The sequence below is a fragment of the Caldichromatium japonicum genome (genome assembly GCF_011290485.1).
In the GTDB taxonomy this organism is placed as follows: domain Bacteria; phylum Pseudomonadota; class Gammaproteobacteria; order Chromatiales; family Chromatiaceae; genus Thermochromatium; species Thermochromatium japonicum.
Window position 1 is genome coordinate 1,686,746 of the sequence record NZ_CP048029.1, and the last position, 16,104, is coordinate 1,702,849.

General features: G+C 59.3%; 21 protein-coding genes. 8 read left to right on the forward strand and 13 right to left on the reverse strand.

Features of this window, described 5'->3' with window-relative positions; translation table 11 throughout:
- Window positions 1–7: 7 nt before the first annotated feature.
- The 11 genes from GWK36_RS14970 to GWK36_RS08295 form a co-directional block, all read right to left on the reverse strand.
- Window positions 8–541, reverse strand: a complete 534-nt coding sequence (locus tag GWK36_RS14970) for an RNA-guided endonuclease InsQ/TnpB family protein (RefSeq protein WP_210756733.1) — start codon at window positions 539–541, stop codon at window positions 8–10.
- 251 nt (window positions 542–792) lie between these two features.
- Entirely contained in the window at window positions 793–1,173 is a 381-nt protein-coding gene (locus tag GWK36_RS15400; RefSeq protein ID WP_246237493.1) for a recombinase family protein, read from the reverse strand.
- 46 nt (window positions 1,174–1,219) lie between these two features.
- The gene (flgH, locus tag GWK36_RS08255; protein WP_166270738.1) at window positions 1,220–1,912 is read right to left on the reverse strand and encodes a flagellar basal body L-ring protein FlgH; all 693 of its coding nucleotides are present in this window, start codon (window positions 1,910–1,912) and stop codon (window positions 1,220–1,222) included.
- A gap of 12 nt (window positions 1,913–1,924) precedes the next feature.
- Window positions 1,925–2,716, reverse strand: coding sequence for a flagellar basal-body rod protein FlgG (gene flgG / locus GWK36_RS08260; RefSeq protein ID WP_166270739.1), 792 nt, complete (start codon window positions 2,714–2,716; stop codon window positions 1,925–1,927).
- Window positions 2,717–2,740: 24 nt separating this feature from the next.
- Window positions 2,741–3,481 carry a flagellar basal-body rod protein FlgF gene (gene flgF / locus GWK36_RS08265; RefSeq protein WP_166270740.1) on the reverse strand — a complete coding sequence of 247 codons (741 nt, stop codon included), beginning with the start codon at window positions 3,479–3,481 and terminating at the stop codon, window positions 2,741–2,743.
- A 20-nt stretch (window positions 3,482–3,501) separates the two neighbouring features.
- Entirely contained in the window at window positions 3,502–4,794 is a 1,293-nt protein-coding gene (flgE, locus tag GWK36_RS08270) for a flagellar hook protein FlgE (RefSeq protein ID WP_166270741.1), read from the reverse strand.
- Between the two features lie 28 nt (window positions 4,795–4,822).
- Window positions 4,823–5,512: a flagellar hook assembly protein FlgD gene (locus tag GWK36_RS08275; RefSeq protein WP_166270742.1), complete on the reverse strand. Its 690-nt coding sequence runs from the start codon at window positions 5,510–5,512 to the stop codon at window positions 4,823–4,825.
- Between the two features lie 20 nt (window positions 5,513–5,532).
- A complete protein-coding gene (gene flgC / locus GWK36_RS08280; RefSeq protein WP_166270743.1) occupies window positions 5,533–5,952 on the reverse strand; it encodes a flagellar basal body rod protein FlgC in 420 nt (139 codons plus the stop codon).
- Window positions 5,953–5,955: 3 nt separating this feature from the next.
- The gene (gene flgB / locus GWK36_RS08285) at window positions 5,956–6,366 is read right to left on the reverse strand and encodes a flagellar basal body rod protein FlgB (RefSeq protein ID WP_166270744.1); all 411 of its coding nucleotides are present in this window, start codon (window positions 6,364–6,366) and stop codon (window positions 5,956–5,958) included.
- Between the two features lie 321 nt (window positions 6,367–6,687).
- Window positions 6,688–7,500 (reverse strand): CheR family methyltransferase, encoded by an 813-nt coding sequence (locus GWK36_RS08290; RefSeq protein ID WP_166270745.1) that lies wholly within the window; start codon window positions 7,498–7,500, stop codon window positions 6,688–6,690.
- Between the two features lie 6 nt (window positions 7,501–7,506).
- A complete protein-coding gene (locus tag GWK36_RS08295) occupies window positions 7,507–8,436 on the reverse strand; it encodes a chemotaxis protein (RefSeq protein ID WP_166270746.1) in 930 nt (309 codons plus the stop codon).
- A gap of 162 nt (window positions 8,437–8,598) precedes the next feature.
- Here GWK36_RS08295 and flgA point away from each other — a divergent pair, with 162 nt between their 5' ends.
- The 5 genes from flgA to GWK36_RS08320 all read left to right on the forward strand — a co-directional run bounded on the left by flgA (window position 8,599) and on the right by GWK36_RS08320 (window position 12,148).
- On the forward strand, window positions 8,599–9,330 hold the full coding sequence (gene flgA / locus GWK36_RS08300) for a flagellar basal body P-ring formation chaperone FlgA (RefSeq protein WP_166270747.1): 732 nt from the start codon (window positions 8,599–8,601) through the stop codon (window positions 9,328–9,330).
- Window positions 9,331–9,404: 74 nt separating this feature from the next.
- Window positions 9,405–9,707, forward strand: coding sequence for a flagellar biosynthesis anti-sigma factor FlgM (gene flgM, locus GWK36_RS08305; RefSeq protein ID WP_166270748.1), 303 nt, complete (start codon window positions 9,405–9,407; stop codon window positions 9,705–9,707).
- Entirely contained in the window at window positions 9,704–10,201 is a 498-nt protein-coding gene (locus GWK36_RS08310; protein WP_166270749.1) for a flagella synthesis protein FlgN, read from the forward strand. The genes flgM and GWK36_RS08310 overlap by 4 nt, the downstream gene beginning before the upstream one ends.
- 10 nt (window positions 10,202–10,211) lie before the next feature.
- Window positions 10,212–11,792: a flagellar hook-length control protein FliK gene (locus GWK36_RS08315; protein ID WP_166270750.1), complete on the forward strand. Its 1,581-nt coding sequence runs from the start codon at window positions 10,212–10,214 to the stop codon at window positions 11,790–11,792.
- A complete protein-coding gene (locus tag GWK36_RS08320; protein ID WP_166270751.1) occupies window positions 11,789–12,148 on the forward strand; it encodes an EscU/YscU/HrcU family type III secretion system export apparatus switch protein in 360 nt (119 codons plus the stop codon). The genes GWK36_RS08315 and GWK36_RS08320 overlap by 4 nt, the downstream gene beginning before the upstream one ends.
- Here GWK36_RS08320 and GWK36_RS08325 read toward each other — a convergent pair.
- Window positions 12,108–13,472 carry an alanine/glycine:cation symporter family protein gene (locus tag GWK36_RS08325; RefSeq protein WP_166270752.1) on the reverse strand — a complete coding sequence of 455 codons (1,365 nt, stop codon included), beginning with the start codon at window positions 13,470–13,472 and terminating at the stop codon, window positions 12,108–12,110. The two genes, GWK36_RS08320 and GWK36_RS08325, sit on opposite strands and share 41 nt — an antisense overlap.
- A 159-nt stretch (window positions 13,473–13,631) precedes the next feature.
- On the opposite strand from GWK36_RS08325, the gene GWK36_RS08330 reads away from it, so the two are divergent.
- The 3 genes from GWK36_RS08330 (at window position 13,632) to GWK36_RS15680 (ending at window position 15,544) form a co-directional block, all read left to right on the forward strand.
- On the forward strand, window positions 13,632–14,297 hold the full coding sequence (locus GWK36_RS08330; RefSeq protein ID WP_166270753.1) for an inner membrane-spanning protein YciB: 666 nt from the start codon (window positions 13,632–13,634) through the stop codon (window positions 14,295–14,297).
- A gap of 4 nt (window positions 14,298–14,301) precedes the next feature.
- On the forward strand, window positions 14,302–14,601 hold the full coding sequence (locus GWK36_RS08335) for a YciI family protein (protein WP_166270754.1): 300 nt from the start codon (window positions 14,302–14,304) through the stop codon (window positions 14,599–14,601).
- 76 nt (window positions 14,602–14,677) lie between these two features.
- Complete coding sequence (locus tag GWK36_RS15680; RefSeq protein ID WP_166270755.1) at window positions 14,678–15,544, forward strand: peptidylprolyl isomerase; 867 nt, start codon at window positions 14,678–14,680, stop codon at window positions 15,542–15,544.
- A 242-nt stretch (window positions 15,545–15,786) separates the two neighbouring features.
- Here the strand turns inward: GWK36_RS15680 and GWK36_RS08345 are convergent, their stop codons facing one another.
- On the reverse strand, window positions 15,787–16,059 hold the full coding sequence (locus GWK36_RS08345) for a segregation and condensation protein A (protein WP_166270756.1): 273 nt from the start codon (window positions 16,057–16,059) through the stop codon (window positions 15,787–15,789).
- Window positions 16,060–16,104: the final 45 nt, after the last annotated feature.

Genomic DNA, 16,104 nt, shown 5'->3' on the forward strand with positions numbered 1-16,104 from the left:
CCTGCTCTCAAGTCAAGTAAAGTGCGCAAACAGGCGCACTGTGCTCTTCCTGCCCCGAATGCGGAGCGCATTCGTCTCTGACAGGCGTGACTTTCCCGACTGCGGCAGAGACCCTCTCTGCTGTAGCGCCGCCGTTACCGGACGGACTCGCCACGGGTAGGGCAGTTGCGGTTGCCAGCCGTTTGAGATTGAGCGCGGCATTGATGTCCCGATCATGGCGCGTGCCGCATTGAGGACACGTCCATTCCCGATCCTTCAACGCCAACATCTCATTCTCCCAACCACAGACCGAACACAGGCGGCTGCTCGGATCCCAGCGATCAGCTAAAACCAACCAGACGCCGTAGCATTTCCCCTTGTATTCCATCTGCAAGCAGAACATGCCAAAGCCCAGGTCGCTGATGGCGCGGGCAAGCCGTTCGTTCGCCAGCATGCCCTTGACGTTCAAATCCTCAATCACCACCCCTTGGTTTTCGCGGCAGAGCCGGGTCGTGAGCTTATGTGTGAAGTCCGCTCGGACATTGTGCAGCCTTGCCAACATCGCAGAGGATTTCCTTCGATTCTTCAAGATCGGAAGCCTTGTGCCTTTTGGCAGTCTGGCACTTGGCGCAAACCCAGCCCCGACCTTGGCCGCCTCAACCTTGCAAGAAAGGCGTCTGCCTCGAATCCTGAGACAACGAAGCGCAGAGGAGATTCAACAGACTCGCCATTGGAAAGCCTGGCCGCCGCCTCAACGCCCAGGTCAACACCAGTCGTTTCATGCGCCTGCGATAGAACGCAGCATCGACCACTTCAACCTGAATGGCGACGAACCTGCGATCCGCAGTACGCAAACTTGCGCTTAAAGTTCAGGCCGCCGCCGATTTCCTCAACGAACTCGACATTCGACAAGCCTTTCGCCACATCAAACTCTTCCAACACCTTGCGCTGGTCGGCGAGGTCTGGCTTCTGCGCAGCACTGGATACGCGACAGTAGGCATCAATCCGCATTGGCTCTGATACCTTACTGCGCAAGCCAATCAACTCGCGGATTTGTGCCTCGCGACTGTTCGCGCCACCAGGATCAAACCCCCTTCGCGCTCCCAGCGTTGCAAGGTCTTGACCAAGACGCCAAGCCGCTTCGCCGCCTTGCCTGTGCCCATCATCGCGCTTTCCATGTGGAAAATTATCCACTATCACGCACAGCTTGTAATACTAGGGTTGTCTCCGCCTCATTGGCTCAGATCGGCCAGATCGGGCTGTTGAAGAACCGGGTCAACCAGCCCGCGGTATTGCTGTCATTGAGCATCCCCGTCCCGCCATAATAGATCTCGGCATTGGCGATCTGGGTCGATTTGATCGTATTGGTGGTCGTGATGTCTGCCGGACGCACGATCCCACGCAGCCGGACGTATTCATTGCCCTGATTGATCCCGAGCCACTTCTCGCCTTGGATGACGAGGTTGCCATTGGGCAGGATCTCAGCCACGGTCACCGTGATCTGGCCGCTAAATTGATTGCTTTGACTCGAATCGCCCGCGCCATCGAAGGCGCGTTTACTCGCACTGGATATCCCAAGCAGCTTGGCATTGCTGTCGGATAACAGGGTCTTGCCGAGCAGAGTGACATTGCCGAGATTGGCCTCGTCGCTTGCGTCCTTCTTGGTCGAGGTCGAGGAGGACTTCTTGGCATCGGTCTTTTCTGACAGGATCACCGTGATCAGATCCCCCACCCGCCTGGCCTTTTGGTCCTCGAATAGGTTCATGCCTACCGCCGGCTGATAGATGGCGCCGTTGTTGGCCGCAGCTGGGCGCGGCTCCAGGGGGGCGGCGGCGCGATAAGCCGGTGTATCGCCTGGTTTGGGCGGATTGAGGCTCGCGCAGCCGCCGAGCAATGTCGCAGACAATAAGATCAACACACGCGCGCTGTTCATCTTCGTTCATCCTCACCGCGCCAGGTTGTTATTGACGAATTGCAACATCCCATCGACGGCAGCGATCGCCTTGGAGTTGACCTCATAGGCGCGCTGGGTCTCGATCATATTGACCAACTCCTCGGCCATGTTGACATTGCTGCTCTCCAAGGCGCCCTGCGTCAGCTTGCCGAGGCTATTCTCACCAGGATTGCCTTGCTGCGGGGCACCGGAGGCGGCGGTCTCGATGAACAGGTTCTCGCCGATCGGCTGTAACCCACCTGGATTGATGAAGTCGGCGAGCTGGATCTGACCGAGCTGCACCGGTGCGGCCTCGTTTGGGAGCTGCGCCGAGACCACCCCATCGCGCCCGACGGTGATGGTGAGGGCATTCTCGGGCACCGTGATCGCCGGCTGTAGGGCATAGCCATTGGACATCACGACCTGGCCATCGGCATTGATCTGGAAGCTGCCATCGCGGGTATAGGCGATCTCGCCGGTCGGCAGCAGGATCTGGAAAAACCCCTGACCCTCGATTGCCAGATCGAAGGCGTTTTGGGTCTGGATCAGATTACCCTGCTCGAAGAGCTTTTCGGTCGCGATCGTGCGCACGCCAGTGCCCAGGGTTAGGCCACTCGGTAATTGCAGCTCCTGGGTATTGAGCGCGCCCGGCTGGCGGATGGTCTGATAGATCAGGTCCTCGAACACCGCACGGCCCTTTTTGAAGCCTGTGGTGTTGACATTGGCTAGGTTGTTCGAGACCACCGCCATGCGGGTCTGTTGGGCATCGAGGCCGGTCTTGGCGACCCAAAGTGCGCGATTCATACACGACTCCTGGTTTCTCTAGGATCAACTCGTCGCCAGCAGGCGGTTGTGGGTCTGTTCGAGCTTGTTGGCGGTCTCCATCATCTTGATGTGCGTCTCAAACGCGCGCGACAGCTCGATCATCTGGGTCAAGGCCATCACCGGGTTGACGTTGCTCGTCTCCAGCATCCCATTGATGACCTGCACATTCGCATCCGCTGCAACTGCTGTGCCGTCTTTAGTGCGGATCAGGCCATCGTCCGTACGTTTGAGGTTCTTGGTATCCGGATTGACCAGACGCAGCCGTCCGACCGCGACCAAGGCATTGGCCGGCGAACCCGGCGGGCGGATGCTGATGGTTCCGTCGCTGCCGATCGATAGCGTCTCGTAAGCGGGGATGGTGATAGGTCCGCCGTCACCGAGTACCGCCTGCCCGCGGTCATTGCGCAAGATACCTGTGGCATCGACATGGAAATTGCCGTTGCGGGTATAGGCCTCACCGCCGTCCGCAGCCTGGACGACAAAGAACCCCGGCCCCTGAACTGCAACATCGAGCTCGCGCCCGGTGCTTTGCAGGGTGCCATAGCTGAAGTCGATCGCCTCATTGCCCACCTGCACATAGTCGCGTGAGTCATAGACCGGCCCGCGCACTGGTGCGGTATAGGCATCGGCAAGCGCCTGGCGAAAGCCCGGGGTCGTGGCATTGGCCAGGTTGTGGTTATTGATCGACTGCGCCAGGTCCGTCTCCTTGGCACCGGACATCGCAAGATAGAGGACGCGGTCCATGGTCTCGCCTCACTATTCAATCAACGCAGGTTGATGATGGTCTGGGTGATCTGATCCGCCGTCGAGATGGTCTGGGCATTGGCCTGGAAGTTGCGCTGGGCGGTGATGAGATTCACCAGTTCCTCGGTCAGGTCCACATTGGACGCCTCGAGCGCCCCTGATTGGATCAATCCGAGGCTGCTGTGCCCAGGCGCGTTATAGACTGGGTCGCCGGCTGCGAGCGTGGCCGCCCAATTGTTATCCCCGACCTGTAAAAGACCTTGCGGGTTTTTGAAGTTGGCCAACGCTACTTGGCCTAGGATCTGCGATTGACCATTGGTGTAGCGCGCATAAACGATGCCATTTTGATCGACATCGAAGTTGCTTAGGCGCCCGGTCGTATAGCCATCCTGGGTGAGGTCACTCACCGAGTACTGGGTACCGTATTGGGTCATGCTGCTGATATTTAGGGTAACCACATTGGTCCCTACTGGCGGGTTGGCATTTGGATCGATCGGACCAATGGTTGCGCCATTGTTCGGATCAATGGCAGTCATATCAAATGTGAGCTCAACGAGACCTGTCGAGGACAGATTTCCGTTTGAATCGAACGTCATGTCGAATTGGATCGGTTCGCTGCCGTCGAGGCTTGCATAAGCCGTCCAATTCAGCGGCTCCTCCCCTTTTACGAAATACAGGGTCAAAACGCGCGGTGTGCCCAATGAGTCATAGACGGTCACTGAGGTGGAGTAGTTATAGCTATCGGGATTGTTCATGTTGAACTCGATCACCTCACCGTTTTGATCGATGGGCTGTGTTGCATCGGACCTTAGATTGATCTGGGCATTGACCTGGGTTGTACCCTTAGGCGAGATGTCACCGAAATCTAATTGGATATCCTCCAGCCGCCCGGTATTAAAGGTCGTCTCAATGACTCCCACATTACCAATATTGGGAGGAAAAACCTGCAAGCGCTGACCCTGACTATTCACGACATAACCATTGCGATCGACCTGAAAAGCGCCGTTGCGGGTATAAAACAACCCATCGGCATCCTCGACCACGAAGAATCCTTGACCATTGATCCCTAGATCCAGAGCGTTTTGCGTATATTCTAGGTTACCCTGGGAGAACTGTTGGGTCACTGCCGCCAAACGCACCCCAGAACCGATCGAGATCTTATTGATATAGGCGTATGCCTCGGAATAGACATTAGCAAACTCAGCCCGCGACTCCTTAAAACCCACCGTCGCGACATTGGCGATATTGTTACCCGTGACCTCGAGGTCTGCCGCTGCTGCCTGAAGCCCACTTAAACCGATACGAAATGGCATGACGATCTCTCCTCAACTGATATTGCTTTTAGCCGCTCACCCGCAGGACATCGGAGAAACTGACGCTGCCGATCCCCTGGACATCCAGCATGAGACCCGTCGCTGAACTTTCAGCCGAGACGCTTCTGACCTGACCATAGAGATTGGCCGAAAGCGCCTGAGTCTTGCCATTGACCTGGGCGCTGACCTTGAATTCATAGATCCCCGCCGGCGCAGTTGACCCATTGGCCAGCTTGCCATCCCAGGTAAAGTCCTGGATGCCAGCGTTCAATGAGCCTAGATCGAGGGTTTGGACCAATTGACCGTTCGCGTCATAGATCTCGATCTTCACCCGATTGGCTGAATCTTTAAGATCGATCGCACCGCTCACTCCTTGCCCCTCGCCCAGCTCGATCTTGCTCGCCGGCACCAAAACCTTTTTGCCGACCAGGGTTGCGGCGTTGAGCGCTTGACCCTGTAACATGGTCTGAGATAACGACTCAAATGAGCTCTTCAATTCCTGGATACCAGTGACGGCTGAAAACTGGGCCATCTGGGCGACGAAATCTTCATTTTTGACCGGATTGGTTGGATCCTGATAGGTCAGTTGGGTGATCATCAATTTGAGGAAGTCCTCTTGACCCAGCTCGTCGCTTTTTTTGGTCGATCCAGTGGTTGATCCTGAGCCATAGGCAGTCAGGCCCAGGCTCTTTAAATAATCGCTGCTCAATTCGGTCATGATGGCTCTATCCTCGATCATCAAGCTTTGCCGACCTGTAAGGTCTTTTGTAACAGGGCGCGGGTAGTGGTGATGACCTCGACGTTGGCCTCATAACTACGCGCCGCCGATATCATATTGGCCATCTCCTCGACCACATTGATCGCCGGGCGATAGACATAGCCCTCGGCATTGGCCTGGGGATGATTGGGTTCATAGGTCGGGATCGGCTCGTCCTTACCATTGACGATCCCGGCCACCCGCACCGGCATGGCCACATTAGTCGGGTCTTCTTGATCAAAAACGGTCTGAAACAAAACCTGTTTGGAACGATAGGTCTTTTCGGGAGTCGGCGCTGCGGTAGCGGCATTGGCCAGATTCGATGCGACTGTATTCAGCCGCACTGACTGGGCCGTCAACGCCGAGGCCGAGGTATTAAAGATGCGAAAGAGATCGGTCATGCTTTACTCCTTTCTCAAGGCAGCGCGTAAACTACCCACCCGCCGGTCGAGGAACTCGAGCGTGCTTTGATAATGCATGGTGTTTTCGGCAAACGCCGCGCGCTCCAATTGCGGATCGACGGTATTTCCATCCAGCGAGGGTTGCGCGGGGATGCGATAGAGCAACTCCGGTTTGAGCGCCTTCTCCTTATCTGGCTTGTTGGTCAGATGGCTAGGGTCGGTGGTGGTCAGTTCCATGCGATTGATCAGATCCTCAGCCTCGGCCAAAACCCTGGTGAAATGAAAGTCGCGCGCCTTGTAATTGGGCGTATCGATATTGGCGAGATTCGAGGCCAGGAGCTCGGCGCGACGGGCCTTGATCAAGACCGCAGAGGGCAAGACCCCAAAGGCCTTATCGAGCGATAGACTACTCATGACATGGACATCCTGACGGGATTTTGCCTAACCCAATGCAAACAGAATGCCAATGGTGGGGGCTGGCGTAGAGGATCGCCAGCTAGCCCCAAGGAATGGCATGCGGCAAGCCCTTGGCCCAGCATCTATACCGCCGCCTGCTCTGGCGATTCTTGGACCCTGCTGGCTCGAGAGAGGGTTGGGTCATCTCGCCTGATGCCAGGCGCGTTTGCGATGGGCCGCAAAACCAGCGGGCCCGCCAAACCTTCTGGCCTGAGGTCCTGCCCTAGAAGGGCATAGGGCTGGATACCGGCTTGCGTCGGAACGACAGATCAGGATGCTTCAGCGGCGGCGCATCACGCTGCCGTAGGGGGTACGAAACAATTCAAAGGCGTCGGTATAGGCGGTTACCGCCTCCGATGCGCCGACGAAGAGATAACCGCCAGAGTCCATCTGGCGGGCCATGCCGTCGAGTATTTGACGCTTGGTTTGGGCCGAGAAATAGATGAGGACATTGCGGCAAAAGATGACTTCAAACCGGCCTAGCGCCGTATAGGACTCAAGCAGGTTGAACTTTTGGAAACGCACCCGCCGCTGGATGTCGGGCTTGATGCGGTATCCCTTGTCGATCTTGTCGAAATAGCGTTGGAGGCGTTCTGGGCTCAGGCCTCGGACAATGCTCAGGTCGTCATAGATCCCGGCGCGTGCCTCGGCGAGCACACTTTCAGAGAGGTCAGTCGCCAGGATACTGACGGTAGCAATCTTGGGCGGCAGGCTCGCCTCCCATTCGGCGACGGTCATGGCGATGCTATAGGGTTCCTGACCGCTGGAGCAGGCCGCCGACCAGATGCGGATCGGTTTCTTGCGTTTTTCCAACTCAGGCAGGACCACCTGACGCAAGATCTCAAAGGGATAGCCATCGCGAAACCAGGAGGTTTCGTTGGTCATCATGGCATCGATGACCCGTGCCCTCAGCTTGGGGTCATTCGATTGACGCAGGGCACGCAACAGTTCCTCGACTCGCTTGTAACCGAGCTCATCGAGCAAGCGTGACAAGCGGCTGGCAACAAGATACTGGCGGTTCTCGCCGAGCACCAGGCCGCAACAGTCGGCCAAAAACCGGGCGAACTCAGCGTAATCCTGGGCGTCGATCACAAGGACTCACCTCGTATCATGCCGTGCATACTTAAGGACAGCCATCCCCAGTTCGGTCGGATCAAACTTGGCAAGAAAATCATCGGCGCCGACCCGCCGGACCATATCGACATTGAATTGGCCGCTGAGGGATGAATGAAGGATGATGCGCAAATGTTTGAGTTTGGGATGCTCGCGGATCTTGCGGGAGAGGGTATAACCATCCATACGCGGCATCTCGATGTCCGAGATAATGAGCTCGATTGACTGATCGACCATGTCAGCCGCCGCCAATTCTTCGAGGTAGTCGAGCGCTGCCTTGCCGTCGGAACGGCTTTCGGTGCGGAAACCGAGTTCGGCGATTGTGCGTTCGATCTTCTTGCGTGCGACCAGTGAATCATCGACCACCAGGATGCGCCGGTCATGCGGTATGACCTTGGCCTCGGCCTGCACCTCGGGGGCGACATGGGTATCGAGGTGATTGATCTGGGCAAAGACCCGCTCGACATCGATGATCTCGACAAGCTGGCCATTGACCTCGGTCACTGCCACTAGATAGCTCTCGCGGTCGGTTCCACGCGGCGGCGGTTTGACCTGCTCCCAATTGACATCGACGATGCGTTCGACCGCAGAGACCCAAAATCCCTGGACGGCACGATTGAACTCGGCGACGATCACCTTGGCATCATTGTTCTGATCCACAGGCATGGGGGCAAAGCCGATGGCGCGCGCCAAATCGATCACCGAGACGGTGCGCCCGCGGATGGTAGCGATGCCGCACACCAGCGGGCTCGAGCCCGGCAGATGGCTGAGGGTCGGTTTGGCGATCACCTCGCGGACCTTAAAGACATTGATCCCAAAAAGTTGCGGGGTCCCCAGATAAAAGAGCAACAGCTCCATGCGGTTTTGCCCCGCTAGCCGGGTACGTTGATCGACATCTGAGATGAATTGAACCATGTGAAAGCACCCCTTAATGCCCCCTGATGGGCCCTCTGAGGGGACAGTGTAACAGCCGCCCATCGCTGCGGGCGACCGGGAGCAACGGCCCGCTTAAGATCCAAGCGGCCTATTTCATGCTTACCTAATTCAACTGGGAACTTGGCTGAGCAGGAGCCCTTCATGCCTTTCATCCTGTCTGAACCAGAGCGAACCCTCCGCTGCATGCTCGTGCCCTTATTAGCGATCGCCGCTGCGGTCCAAGCTGAACCAGACCCAGAAACCGAATCCATTGCGCGCATCCGCGAGACAGCGCGCGTCTTTGCCGCTGCGCTTGCCGACGATCTGGACGGCGAGATCGAGATCGAGGTCGGGCAATTGGACAACCGCTTGCAGTTAACCCGGTGTGCCCAGCCGCCGACCGCCCAACTGGCACCGGGCGCGCGGCGCGAGGGCCAGACGACCGTCCAAATCCGCTGCGCGGGGCCAGTGAGCTGGTCGCTTTTTATCCCCGTACGCATCGAGCGTTATCGGCAGGTGGTGGTGCTCGACCGACCCATCGAGCGCCACCAGGTGATCGGCCCAGGGGACATCCGAATCGAGCGACAAGCCGTATCCTCCCTGAGCAGCGGCTATTTTAGTGACCCCCAGTCGGTCATTGGACTGAGCGCCCGCCGGCGCTTGTCTGCCGGACAGGTACTCATCCCCGCCCATCTTGATCAGCCGGTGCTCATCAAACGCGGGCAAGAGGTCACACTCTATGTGAGCCGGCCTGGACTCGTCGTCCAGATGAAGGGCGTCGCCCTGGAAGACGGGCGCGCCGGTGAGCGCATCCGGGTACGCAACCTCTCATCCAAGCGTGTCGTCGAAGGCCATGTCGAATCTGCCGACGTCGTCAGGATCACTGTACGCTGAGCGCAGCAGGCGCTACAGTTTTTGCGATAGACGCCGATATCCAAGGCGTATCCCAATGATTTCGGACTAGTCCTATGGACATCAAACTCCCTATCGGAACCGGTGTGTGCGCTGAAGCCACGATCTCGGGCAAGGCACGCTCGACTTCGATGATGCCGGGGGCAGACACTGCCGGTGCCAAGCCAACCGCTGAAGATTCGGTCACACTCACCGCGGCGGCCAAGACCCTGAGTACAACGCGCGGTGAGGCGCAAGACATGCCTGTCGATGAGCAGCGTATCGCCGCGATTCGGACCGCCATCGCCGAGGGTCGCTATGAGATCGATAATTGGCATTTGGCGCAGCGCATCCTCGGGTTTGAGAGGTCCTTCGCGTGAACCCAAATGCTGCAGGGCAGTCAAGCGCCGCGGGCTTCTTCGCTGCCTTGGAGCGGGTGCAGGAGAGTATGCGCCAGCTCGGGGTGCTGCTGGGCGACGAGATCCAGGCAGTTGAGGCCAAAAATATTGAGGCCCTCCAGCGTCAATTAGATGCCAAGCAGCGCCTGGTAGCCGAGATCGAATCTCAGGTCGCATGCCTGCGGCAGACGGTCGAGGCAAGCGGTTTCTCCTTCACCGCCGGCGGGATCGCCGATTTTATCCAGTCCCAGGACACAAGCGGTTTGGCGCTGGGGCAGTGGACAGCGCTCATCGATGAAACCCGCAGTTGCGCCCGTCTCAATTGTGAGCTAGGCCAGCTGGTCGAACGTCAGCAACGTCGGATCGCACTCGCCCTGAGCCTGCTGCTAGGTGAAGAGGCCAAGACGACGACCTATGATCCACGCGGGCGCCCTGTAGCCGGTAGTCAATCTGGACGTACCCTGGATCAGGCCTGAGGGCACAATCATGGGCGGTCCCAACCTGACGACGGAGCTCGCGAACGCAGTTGTCACCCACGCCCGCCTCTCAACCCAGGCCCTTAACCTGACCCGCCGGCTTCAGGTCGGGATGCAGGTCGAGCTCATGCCGATCCGGGCTCGCGATCAAGGGTGGGTAGAGATCCAGGTGCGTATCCCGGGTGAATCCAAGACCTGGACCTCTGGCATCCAGGCGCGCATCATCGGGGCAATGCCAGATGCCAGCGGCGCTCGCCCGGCAACCCCCCTGCGTGCCGAGGTGGTCGCGACCAGCCCGATATTGAGCCTGCGCCTCATCCCGCCTCCCCCCCAGACCTTGCCCACCCCGAGCCAGGCGCCCCTGACTGAGGGGCGCACCTGGCTGGATCAGCAGTTTCGCCAGTGCTGGCCTTCAGCCCAACCGCTTGCCCCAACCTTGGCGCGCTTGGCTGCCCAACTCGGGCTCGATGGGCTCGACGCTGAACCACAGGCCGCAACCCCTTCTCTGCTTAATCATTCAGGCGCTCGCCCAACGCTTGTCACTCAGGTCCAACAGACACTGCTCCAACTGCTCAATCAATTAGCCACGGCAGCAGAACTGACCCATCCAGAGCGTTTGGCCCGCGCCATCGAACGCTCGGGGCTGTGGCTAGAGGCGCGCCTGGTCCAGGCGGCGAGGGATCCCTCCCAGGCAGATGCTTTGCGAGCAGACCTCAAGACCCGGCTCCTCGCCTTGGCCCAGTCGCTACGGACGGCAGGCGGGCGTGCAGCGGACATGCCGTCCGTCGTTCATCCAGGCACTGGCGGCGACGAAGGGTCTGTGCCACAGCAAGGGCAGCCATTGCCTTTGGAGACAGGTGCAGATCAGGCTGTCCGCGGTGATTCTGGCGCGCGCGAGTTGCTTGCTGGTCGGGAAGGATCTGCAAGCAGCGATGAGGGATCATCCACCTTCGCTAAAGCAGACGGCCTGTCTGACCAGGATAAGCCGCCCGCCAGCAGCCGCGCGGCCGATGAGCCAGTCTTGACCGATGACTCCCAGACGGCCGACCAATCCCCCCCAGAGGATATGGTGCCGGCGGATCCGAACCGAACGGATGAGCGGAGAACTGAACAACAGCGCCTTACCCAAGACCAGACGCGTCTCGATCATCTCGAACGCGAGGTCGAGGCAATGATCAAACAGGTCATCACTCGCCAGCTCCACGCCCTCGACAGTCAGGCAGGACAAACCCAGTGGCTCGTGGAATTGCCTTTCAGGACGCCCAGCGGGGTGCTTGCGCTCGAGGCAGATATCCAGCGCGATCAACTGCATCCAGACCAAAAAGATGCGTCCTGGACCATCATATTGCGCTTGGACCTACCCCACCTTGGGCCTTTGCATATCCGTTTGACCTGGTGCAACGCACAGCTCAACGGTTGTCTGCAAGCGGCAGATCCGTCGGGCGCCGAGCTGATCCGCGGTCACCTCGATGAACTGCGCGCACGCCTGGAGGCGCGCGACATCGCCATCGCTGCCCTCTATGCCGGCCAGCGTGCGTTTGCTCCACCGGCCCCGCCCTGCCGGATGGCACTGCTCAACGAGTGCGCATGAATACCCCACCCGAGCGCCGCCCCATCACCAAAGCGGTAGCCCTCGCCTGGGACCGCGAGCATACCCCCCGCGTCACAGCGATCGGCACTGGGCTCACCGCTGAACAGATCCTCAAGATCGCTGCCGAACATGACATCCCCCTGCATAATGACCCCGTACTCGTCGAGGCGCTCGCCCAGGTGCCGCTTGGCGCCGAGATCCCACGCGAGCTCTATGTCGCCGTCGCCGAGGTCCTGGCATTTATCTTTCTGCTCGCGGGGATCGACCCCAGAAGACCCGTCCATCTGCCTGCCGACCCTCCACCTGCTGCCCCCCTCAGTCGGAAGGCGCCCGGATACTCGACGCCGATGAGTTGAAATAATCCCGGCTCAGGCGAAAGACCACCGGGCTTAGGAGCAACAGGGCCACGAGATTGGGCAGGGCCATCAAGGCATTCAGGGTATCAGCGACCAGCCAGATAAAGTCGAGCTGGGCGACCGCCCCCACCGGTAGGGCCAAGACCCAAAGCACCCGGAACGGCAGGATGGCGCGCTCACCAAAGAGATATTCGGCGCAGCGCTCGCCATAGACACTCCAACCCAGGGTGGTCGTATAGGCAAAGAGCACCAGGCCCACAGCGACGATATAGGCACCCACCCCTGGCAGGGCGGTCTCAAAGGCCTGCGAGGATAGGGCCGCACCGGTGGCGCCCGAGTCCCAGACACCGGTCACCAGGATCACCAGGCCGGTGACGGTGCAGATCACCAGAGTATCGATGAAGGTCCCGGTCATGGCTACGGCGCCCTGGGCGATCGGATCATTGGATTGGGCGGCGGCATGGGCGATCGGCGCACTCCCCAGACCGGCCTCGTTGGAAAAGACCCCGCGGGCCACACCGTACTGAATGGCTGCAGCGACCGTCGCCCCAGCAAAACCACCTGTCGCCGCGATGGGGCTGAAGGCATGGACAAAGACCAGTTGCAAGGCCGGTAAGATCTGGTCGGCCTTCAAGACCAGGATCACCAGTCCACCGCCGACATAGATCAGGGCCATCAAGGGGACCAAGGCCGAGGAGACCTCGCCGATGCGTTTGATCCCTCCCAGTAAAACCAAGGCAGCAAACGCTGCCATCACTGCACCCGTGGCCCATCCGGGGACCCCGAAGGTCTCCTGGACCGCATGGGCCACTGAATTGGCCTGGACCGTATTGCCGATGCCAAAACCCGCCAACACCCCAAAGATGGCAAAGGCCGCCGCCATCCAGGCCCAGCGCTGCCCCAGCCCCAACTTGATGTAATACATCGGCCCGCCGAGGTGCTGGCCGCGGCGATCGGTCTCGCGATAGTGCATGGCCAAGACCGCCTCGGCATACTTGGTCGCCATACCGACCAAGGCCGTGCACCACATCCAAAACAACGCCCCTGGTCCCCCAAGAAAGATGGCTGTAGCCACACCAGCGATGTTACCGGTACCGACGGTGGCCGACAGGACCGTCATCAGTGCCTGATAGGGAGGGATATCCCCCGCTCCCTGCGCCCGGCGCCCCTGCCACAGCATCTTGAAGCCAAAGCCAAGCTTAAAAAGCGGCATCAGGCGCAGGCCCAGGGTCAAAAAGAACCCGACCCCGAGGATCAGGATCAGCATCGGCGGGCCCCAGACGAGGCCGTTTAGGGTCTTGATCCAAGCGACGACTGTATCCAAGCGCGTTTCCCCCTCTGGATATTGAGCAAACCGTTTGAGCCCGAGACCCACTTAAACTGGTGGATCGGGCAAGTAGGGCCGGTGATTCGCGCGATTGCTTTACCCGAGCGGTCATCCGGCCTTATCCTTGGGTGTAATTCCATCAGATCCCGAACGCCCGTGAAACTCCTCCGCGACCTTCTGCCCGTCCTGTTGTTTTTTGCCGTCTATCAATTCAGCGGCATCTACTGGGCAACGGCAGCGGCGATTGCTGTAGCGGTCGCACAAGGCGTCTGGACCTGGATGCACGAGCGGCGCATCGAACCCTTGCCGTTGGCGACACTCGTGATCCTCTTGGTCTTCGGCAGCCTGACCATCGCCTTGCAAGACCCGATCTTTGTGATGTGGAAGCCCACCCTGGTCAACTGGCTGCTCGCTGCCGCCTTCATCGCCAGCCATTGGCTCGGCGAGCGCCCATTGATTGAACGACTCATGGGCCAAGCGGTCGCGCTCCCCCGCCCCGTTTGGTGCCGGCTCAATGCCGCATGGAGCGTCTTTTGGTTCGCCCTAGGGTTGCTCAACCTATTTGTCGTCTATATCGGTAGCGGCTTTTATCCCGCTTATCAGGCGCTGCGCGCTGCAACCGGTACTACTGGCATCGATCTGGCAGGCTGCCTGAGCCATTATGCCGGATCGACACTTGCCCTATGCGAGCAGGCCCAGCGCGCCGAGTCGATCTGGGTCAACTTCAAACTCTTTGGGCTCATGGGGCTGACCATCGCCTTCGTCATCGCCCAGGCAGTGTATCTCGCACGTCATCTGCCAGATGAGCCCCGAGGAGCCTAAGGCAATGCTCTATGCCATCATCGCCGTCGATCGTCCAGATAGCCTCGCCGCGCGTCTCCAGGCACGTCCTGCGCATCTAGCGCGTCTTACGGTCTTGCGCGATGAGGGGCGCCTGCTCCTTGCCGGCCCGCATCCGGCGATCGATTGTCCAGACCCGGGCGAGGCCGGTTTCACCGGCTCGCTGATCGTAGCTGAGTTCCCCGATCTGGCCGCTGCCGAGGCCTGGGCTGCCGCCGATCCCTATCTGACAGAAGGTGTCTATGCCAGCCTAAGCGTCAAGCCGTTCAAACAGGTCTTCCCCTAGAATGGCTGTGTACCACGTCATCCAAGCGGATCGGTCCCTACCCGATATTTCAATCCATATCATGAGTCATCAGCGCATGAAGAAAAGACCCCTTGCCCTCGCTCTATTGAGCCTGGTCGCCATCGGCGCCCCGCTGGCCGCAGAGCAACAGACCGCCGATTCACCCGAGACCCTGATCGCGACGGTCAATGGCAAACCCTATCGCCTGGATGTCTTCCGCGCCCTGTTGATCGACCGTCTTCAAGGGCGTTCGGCTCAAAATAACCCCCAGGTCCAGCAACAACTCGTAGAGGAATTCATGAACCTGGCGGTCGCCTCACAGGAGGCCGAGCGGCGTAAGCTCGAGCAAAACCGCGAGGTGATTGCAGCTCTCGAACTGGCGCGGATGCAGATCCTGGCCAATGCCGCCCTGACCGCGATGGCCAATGAGATCGAGGTCAGCGACAAAGAGCTCAAGGATGCCTATGATCAGCTTCAGAAAAAGATGAGTCGCACCGAATATAAGGCGCGCCATATCTTGGTCAAAGAGGAAAACGAGGCCAAGAACCTGATCAAACAATTAGACAAGGGCGCCAAATTCGAGGACCTGGCCAAAAAGCACTCGGAGGGGCCGACGGGCAAGGATGGCGGCGACCTGGGCTGGGTCGATCCGGCGCAAATGGTTGCGCCTTTCGGTGAGGCCCTCACCAAGCTCAAGCCCCGGACCTATACCAAAGAGCCGGTCCAGACCCAGTTCGGCTGGCACATCATCAAGCTGGAAGAGACACGGCAAGGCAAGCCTCCGGCATTCGAGGAGATCAAGCCGCAGCTTGTCAATCTGGTCAAACGTCAGAAGATTGGCGAGCGCCTGAACGATATGGGGAAAAACGCAGATATCAAGTTCAACCAGGAGATCGTTCAGGTCAAGCCAGCGGATGATCAACAGGCGCAAGGTCAACAATAACTCTGCCTGCAGCTGGCTTTACTGCCCTGACGAATCCAGCGGGTATGGCGCGCTTCCCGCCATGCCCCCCACCCCTGGTGATCGGCCAGCCATCATCGATGACTGGCCTTCCTTCCCCCAGACAATCGCGCGATGCCCCCCAAGATCCGCTGCCCTGGGCCGGCTCCAAGTCCGTTCTCGGAGGGACTGCAGAGATCGCCGGTGACCTTGCGGTCAATGCACCGGCGGGTCATTCCACTACCTCAGTTGGCCCGTCGCTTGAGGGTGTCGAAGGCGACGAGCTGGACCTCCTGGGATTCGTCGGCGTAATAAGGACGTTCAGCGGTGCATCCCTGGGCCTCGGCGAGCTCGCGTTCGCGTGCCGCGATCATCCCAAGACAGGTCCTCACCTGTTCGATGGTCGCATCAGAGAATGGATGACGCATACCAGGCTGTGGAGTGACATCGCGGATGATTGCGGTCAGCGCTTTGCGCATGGCGATCAGGATCTCTTGTTCTTTAGTCAGTTCGGTCATTGCGGATCCCCCAGCGTAGGCAGTTGGATGAGGCGAGAGGACTTT

Excerpts from the sequence above, each read along its gene's own strand:
- GWK36_RS15680 (WP_166270755.1), top strand. The coding sequence starts at position 14,678 with ATGAAGAAAAGACCCCTTGCCCTCGCTCTATTGAGCCTGGTCGCCATC.
- GWK36_RS08335 (WP_166270754.1), top strand. The coding sequence starts at position 14,302 with ATGCTCTATGCCATCATCGCCGTCGATCGTCCAGATAGCCTCGCCGCG.
- GWK36_RS08275 (WP_166270742.1), bottom strand. The coding sequence starts at position 5,512 with ATGACCGAATTGAGCAGCGATTATTTAAAGAGCCTGGGCCTGACTGCC.
- flgC (WP_166270743.1), bottom strand. The coding sequence starts at position 5,952 with ATGACCGATCTCTTTCGCATCTTTAATACCTCGGCCTCGGCGTTGACG.
- flgF (WP_166270740.1), bottom strand. The coding sequence starts at position 3,481 with ATGGACCGCGTCCTCTATCTTGCGATGTCCGGTGCCAAGGAGACGGAC.
- flgB (WP_166270744.1), bottom strand. The coding sequence starts at position 6,366 with ATGAGTAGTCTATCGCTCGATAAGGCCTTTGGGGTCTTGCCCTCTGCG.
- flgM (WP_166270748.1), top strand. The coding sequence starts at position 9,405 with ATGGACATCAAACTCCCTATCGGAACCGGTGTGTGCGCTGAAGCCACG.
- GWK36_RS14970 (WP_210756733.1), bottom strand. The coding sequence starts at position 541 with ATGTTGGCAAGGCTGCACAATGTCCGAGCGGACTTCACACATAAGCTC.
- flgA (WP_166270747.1), top strand. The coding sequence starts at position 8,599 with ATGCCTTTCATCCTGTCTGAACCAGAGCGAACCCTCCGCTGCATGCTC.
- GWK36_RS08315 (WP_166270750.1), top strand. The coding sequence starts at position 10,212 with ATGGGCGGTCCCAACCTGACGACGGAGCTCGCGAACGCAGTTGTCACC.
- GWK36_RS08320 (WP_166270751.1), top strand. The coding sequence starts at position 11,789 with ATGAATACCCCACCCGAGCGCCGCCCCATCACCAAAGCGGTAGCCCTC.
- GWK36_RS08345 (WP_166270756.1), bottom strand. The coding sequence starts at position 16,059 with ATGACCGAACTGACTAAAGAACAAGAGATCCTGATCGCCATGCGCAAA.
- flgG (WP_166270739.1), bottom strand. The coding sequence starts at position 2,716 with ATGAATCGCGCACTTTGGGTCGCCAAGACCGGCCTCGATGCCCAACAG.
- flgE (WP_166270741.1), bottom strand. The coding sequence starts at position 4,794 with ATGCCATTTCGTATCGGTTTAAGTGGGCTTCAGGCAGCAGCGGCAGAC.
- GWK36_RS08295 (WP_166270746.1), bottom strand. The coding sequence starts at position 8,436 with ATGGTTCAATTCATCTCAGATGTCGATCAACGTACCCGGCTAGCGGGG.
- flgH (WP_166270738.1), bottom strand. The coding sequence starts at position 1,912 with ATGAACAGCGCGCGTGTGTTGATCTTATTGTCTGCGACATTGCTCGGC.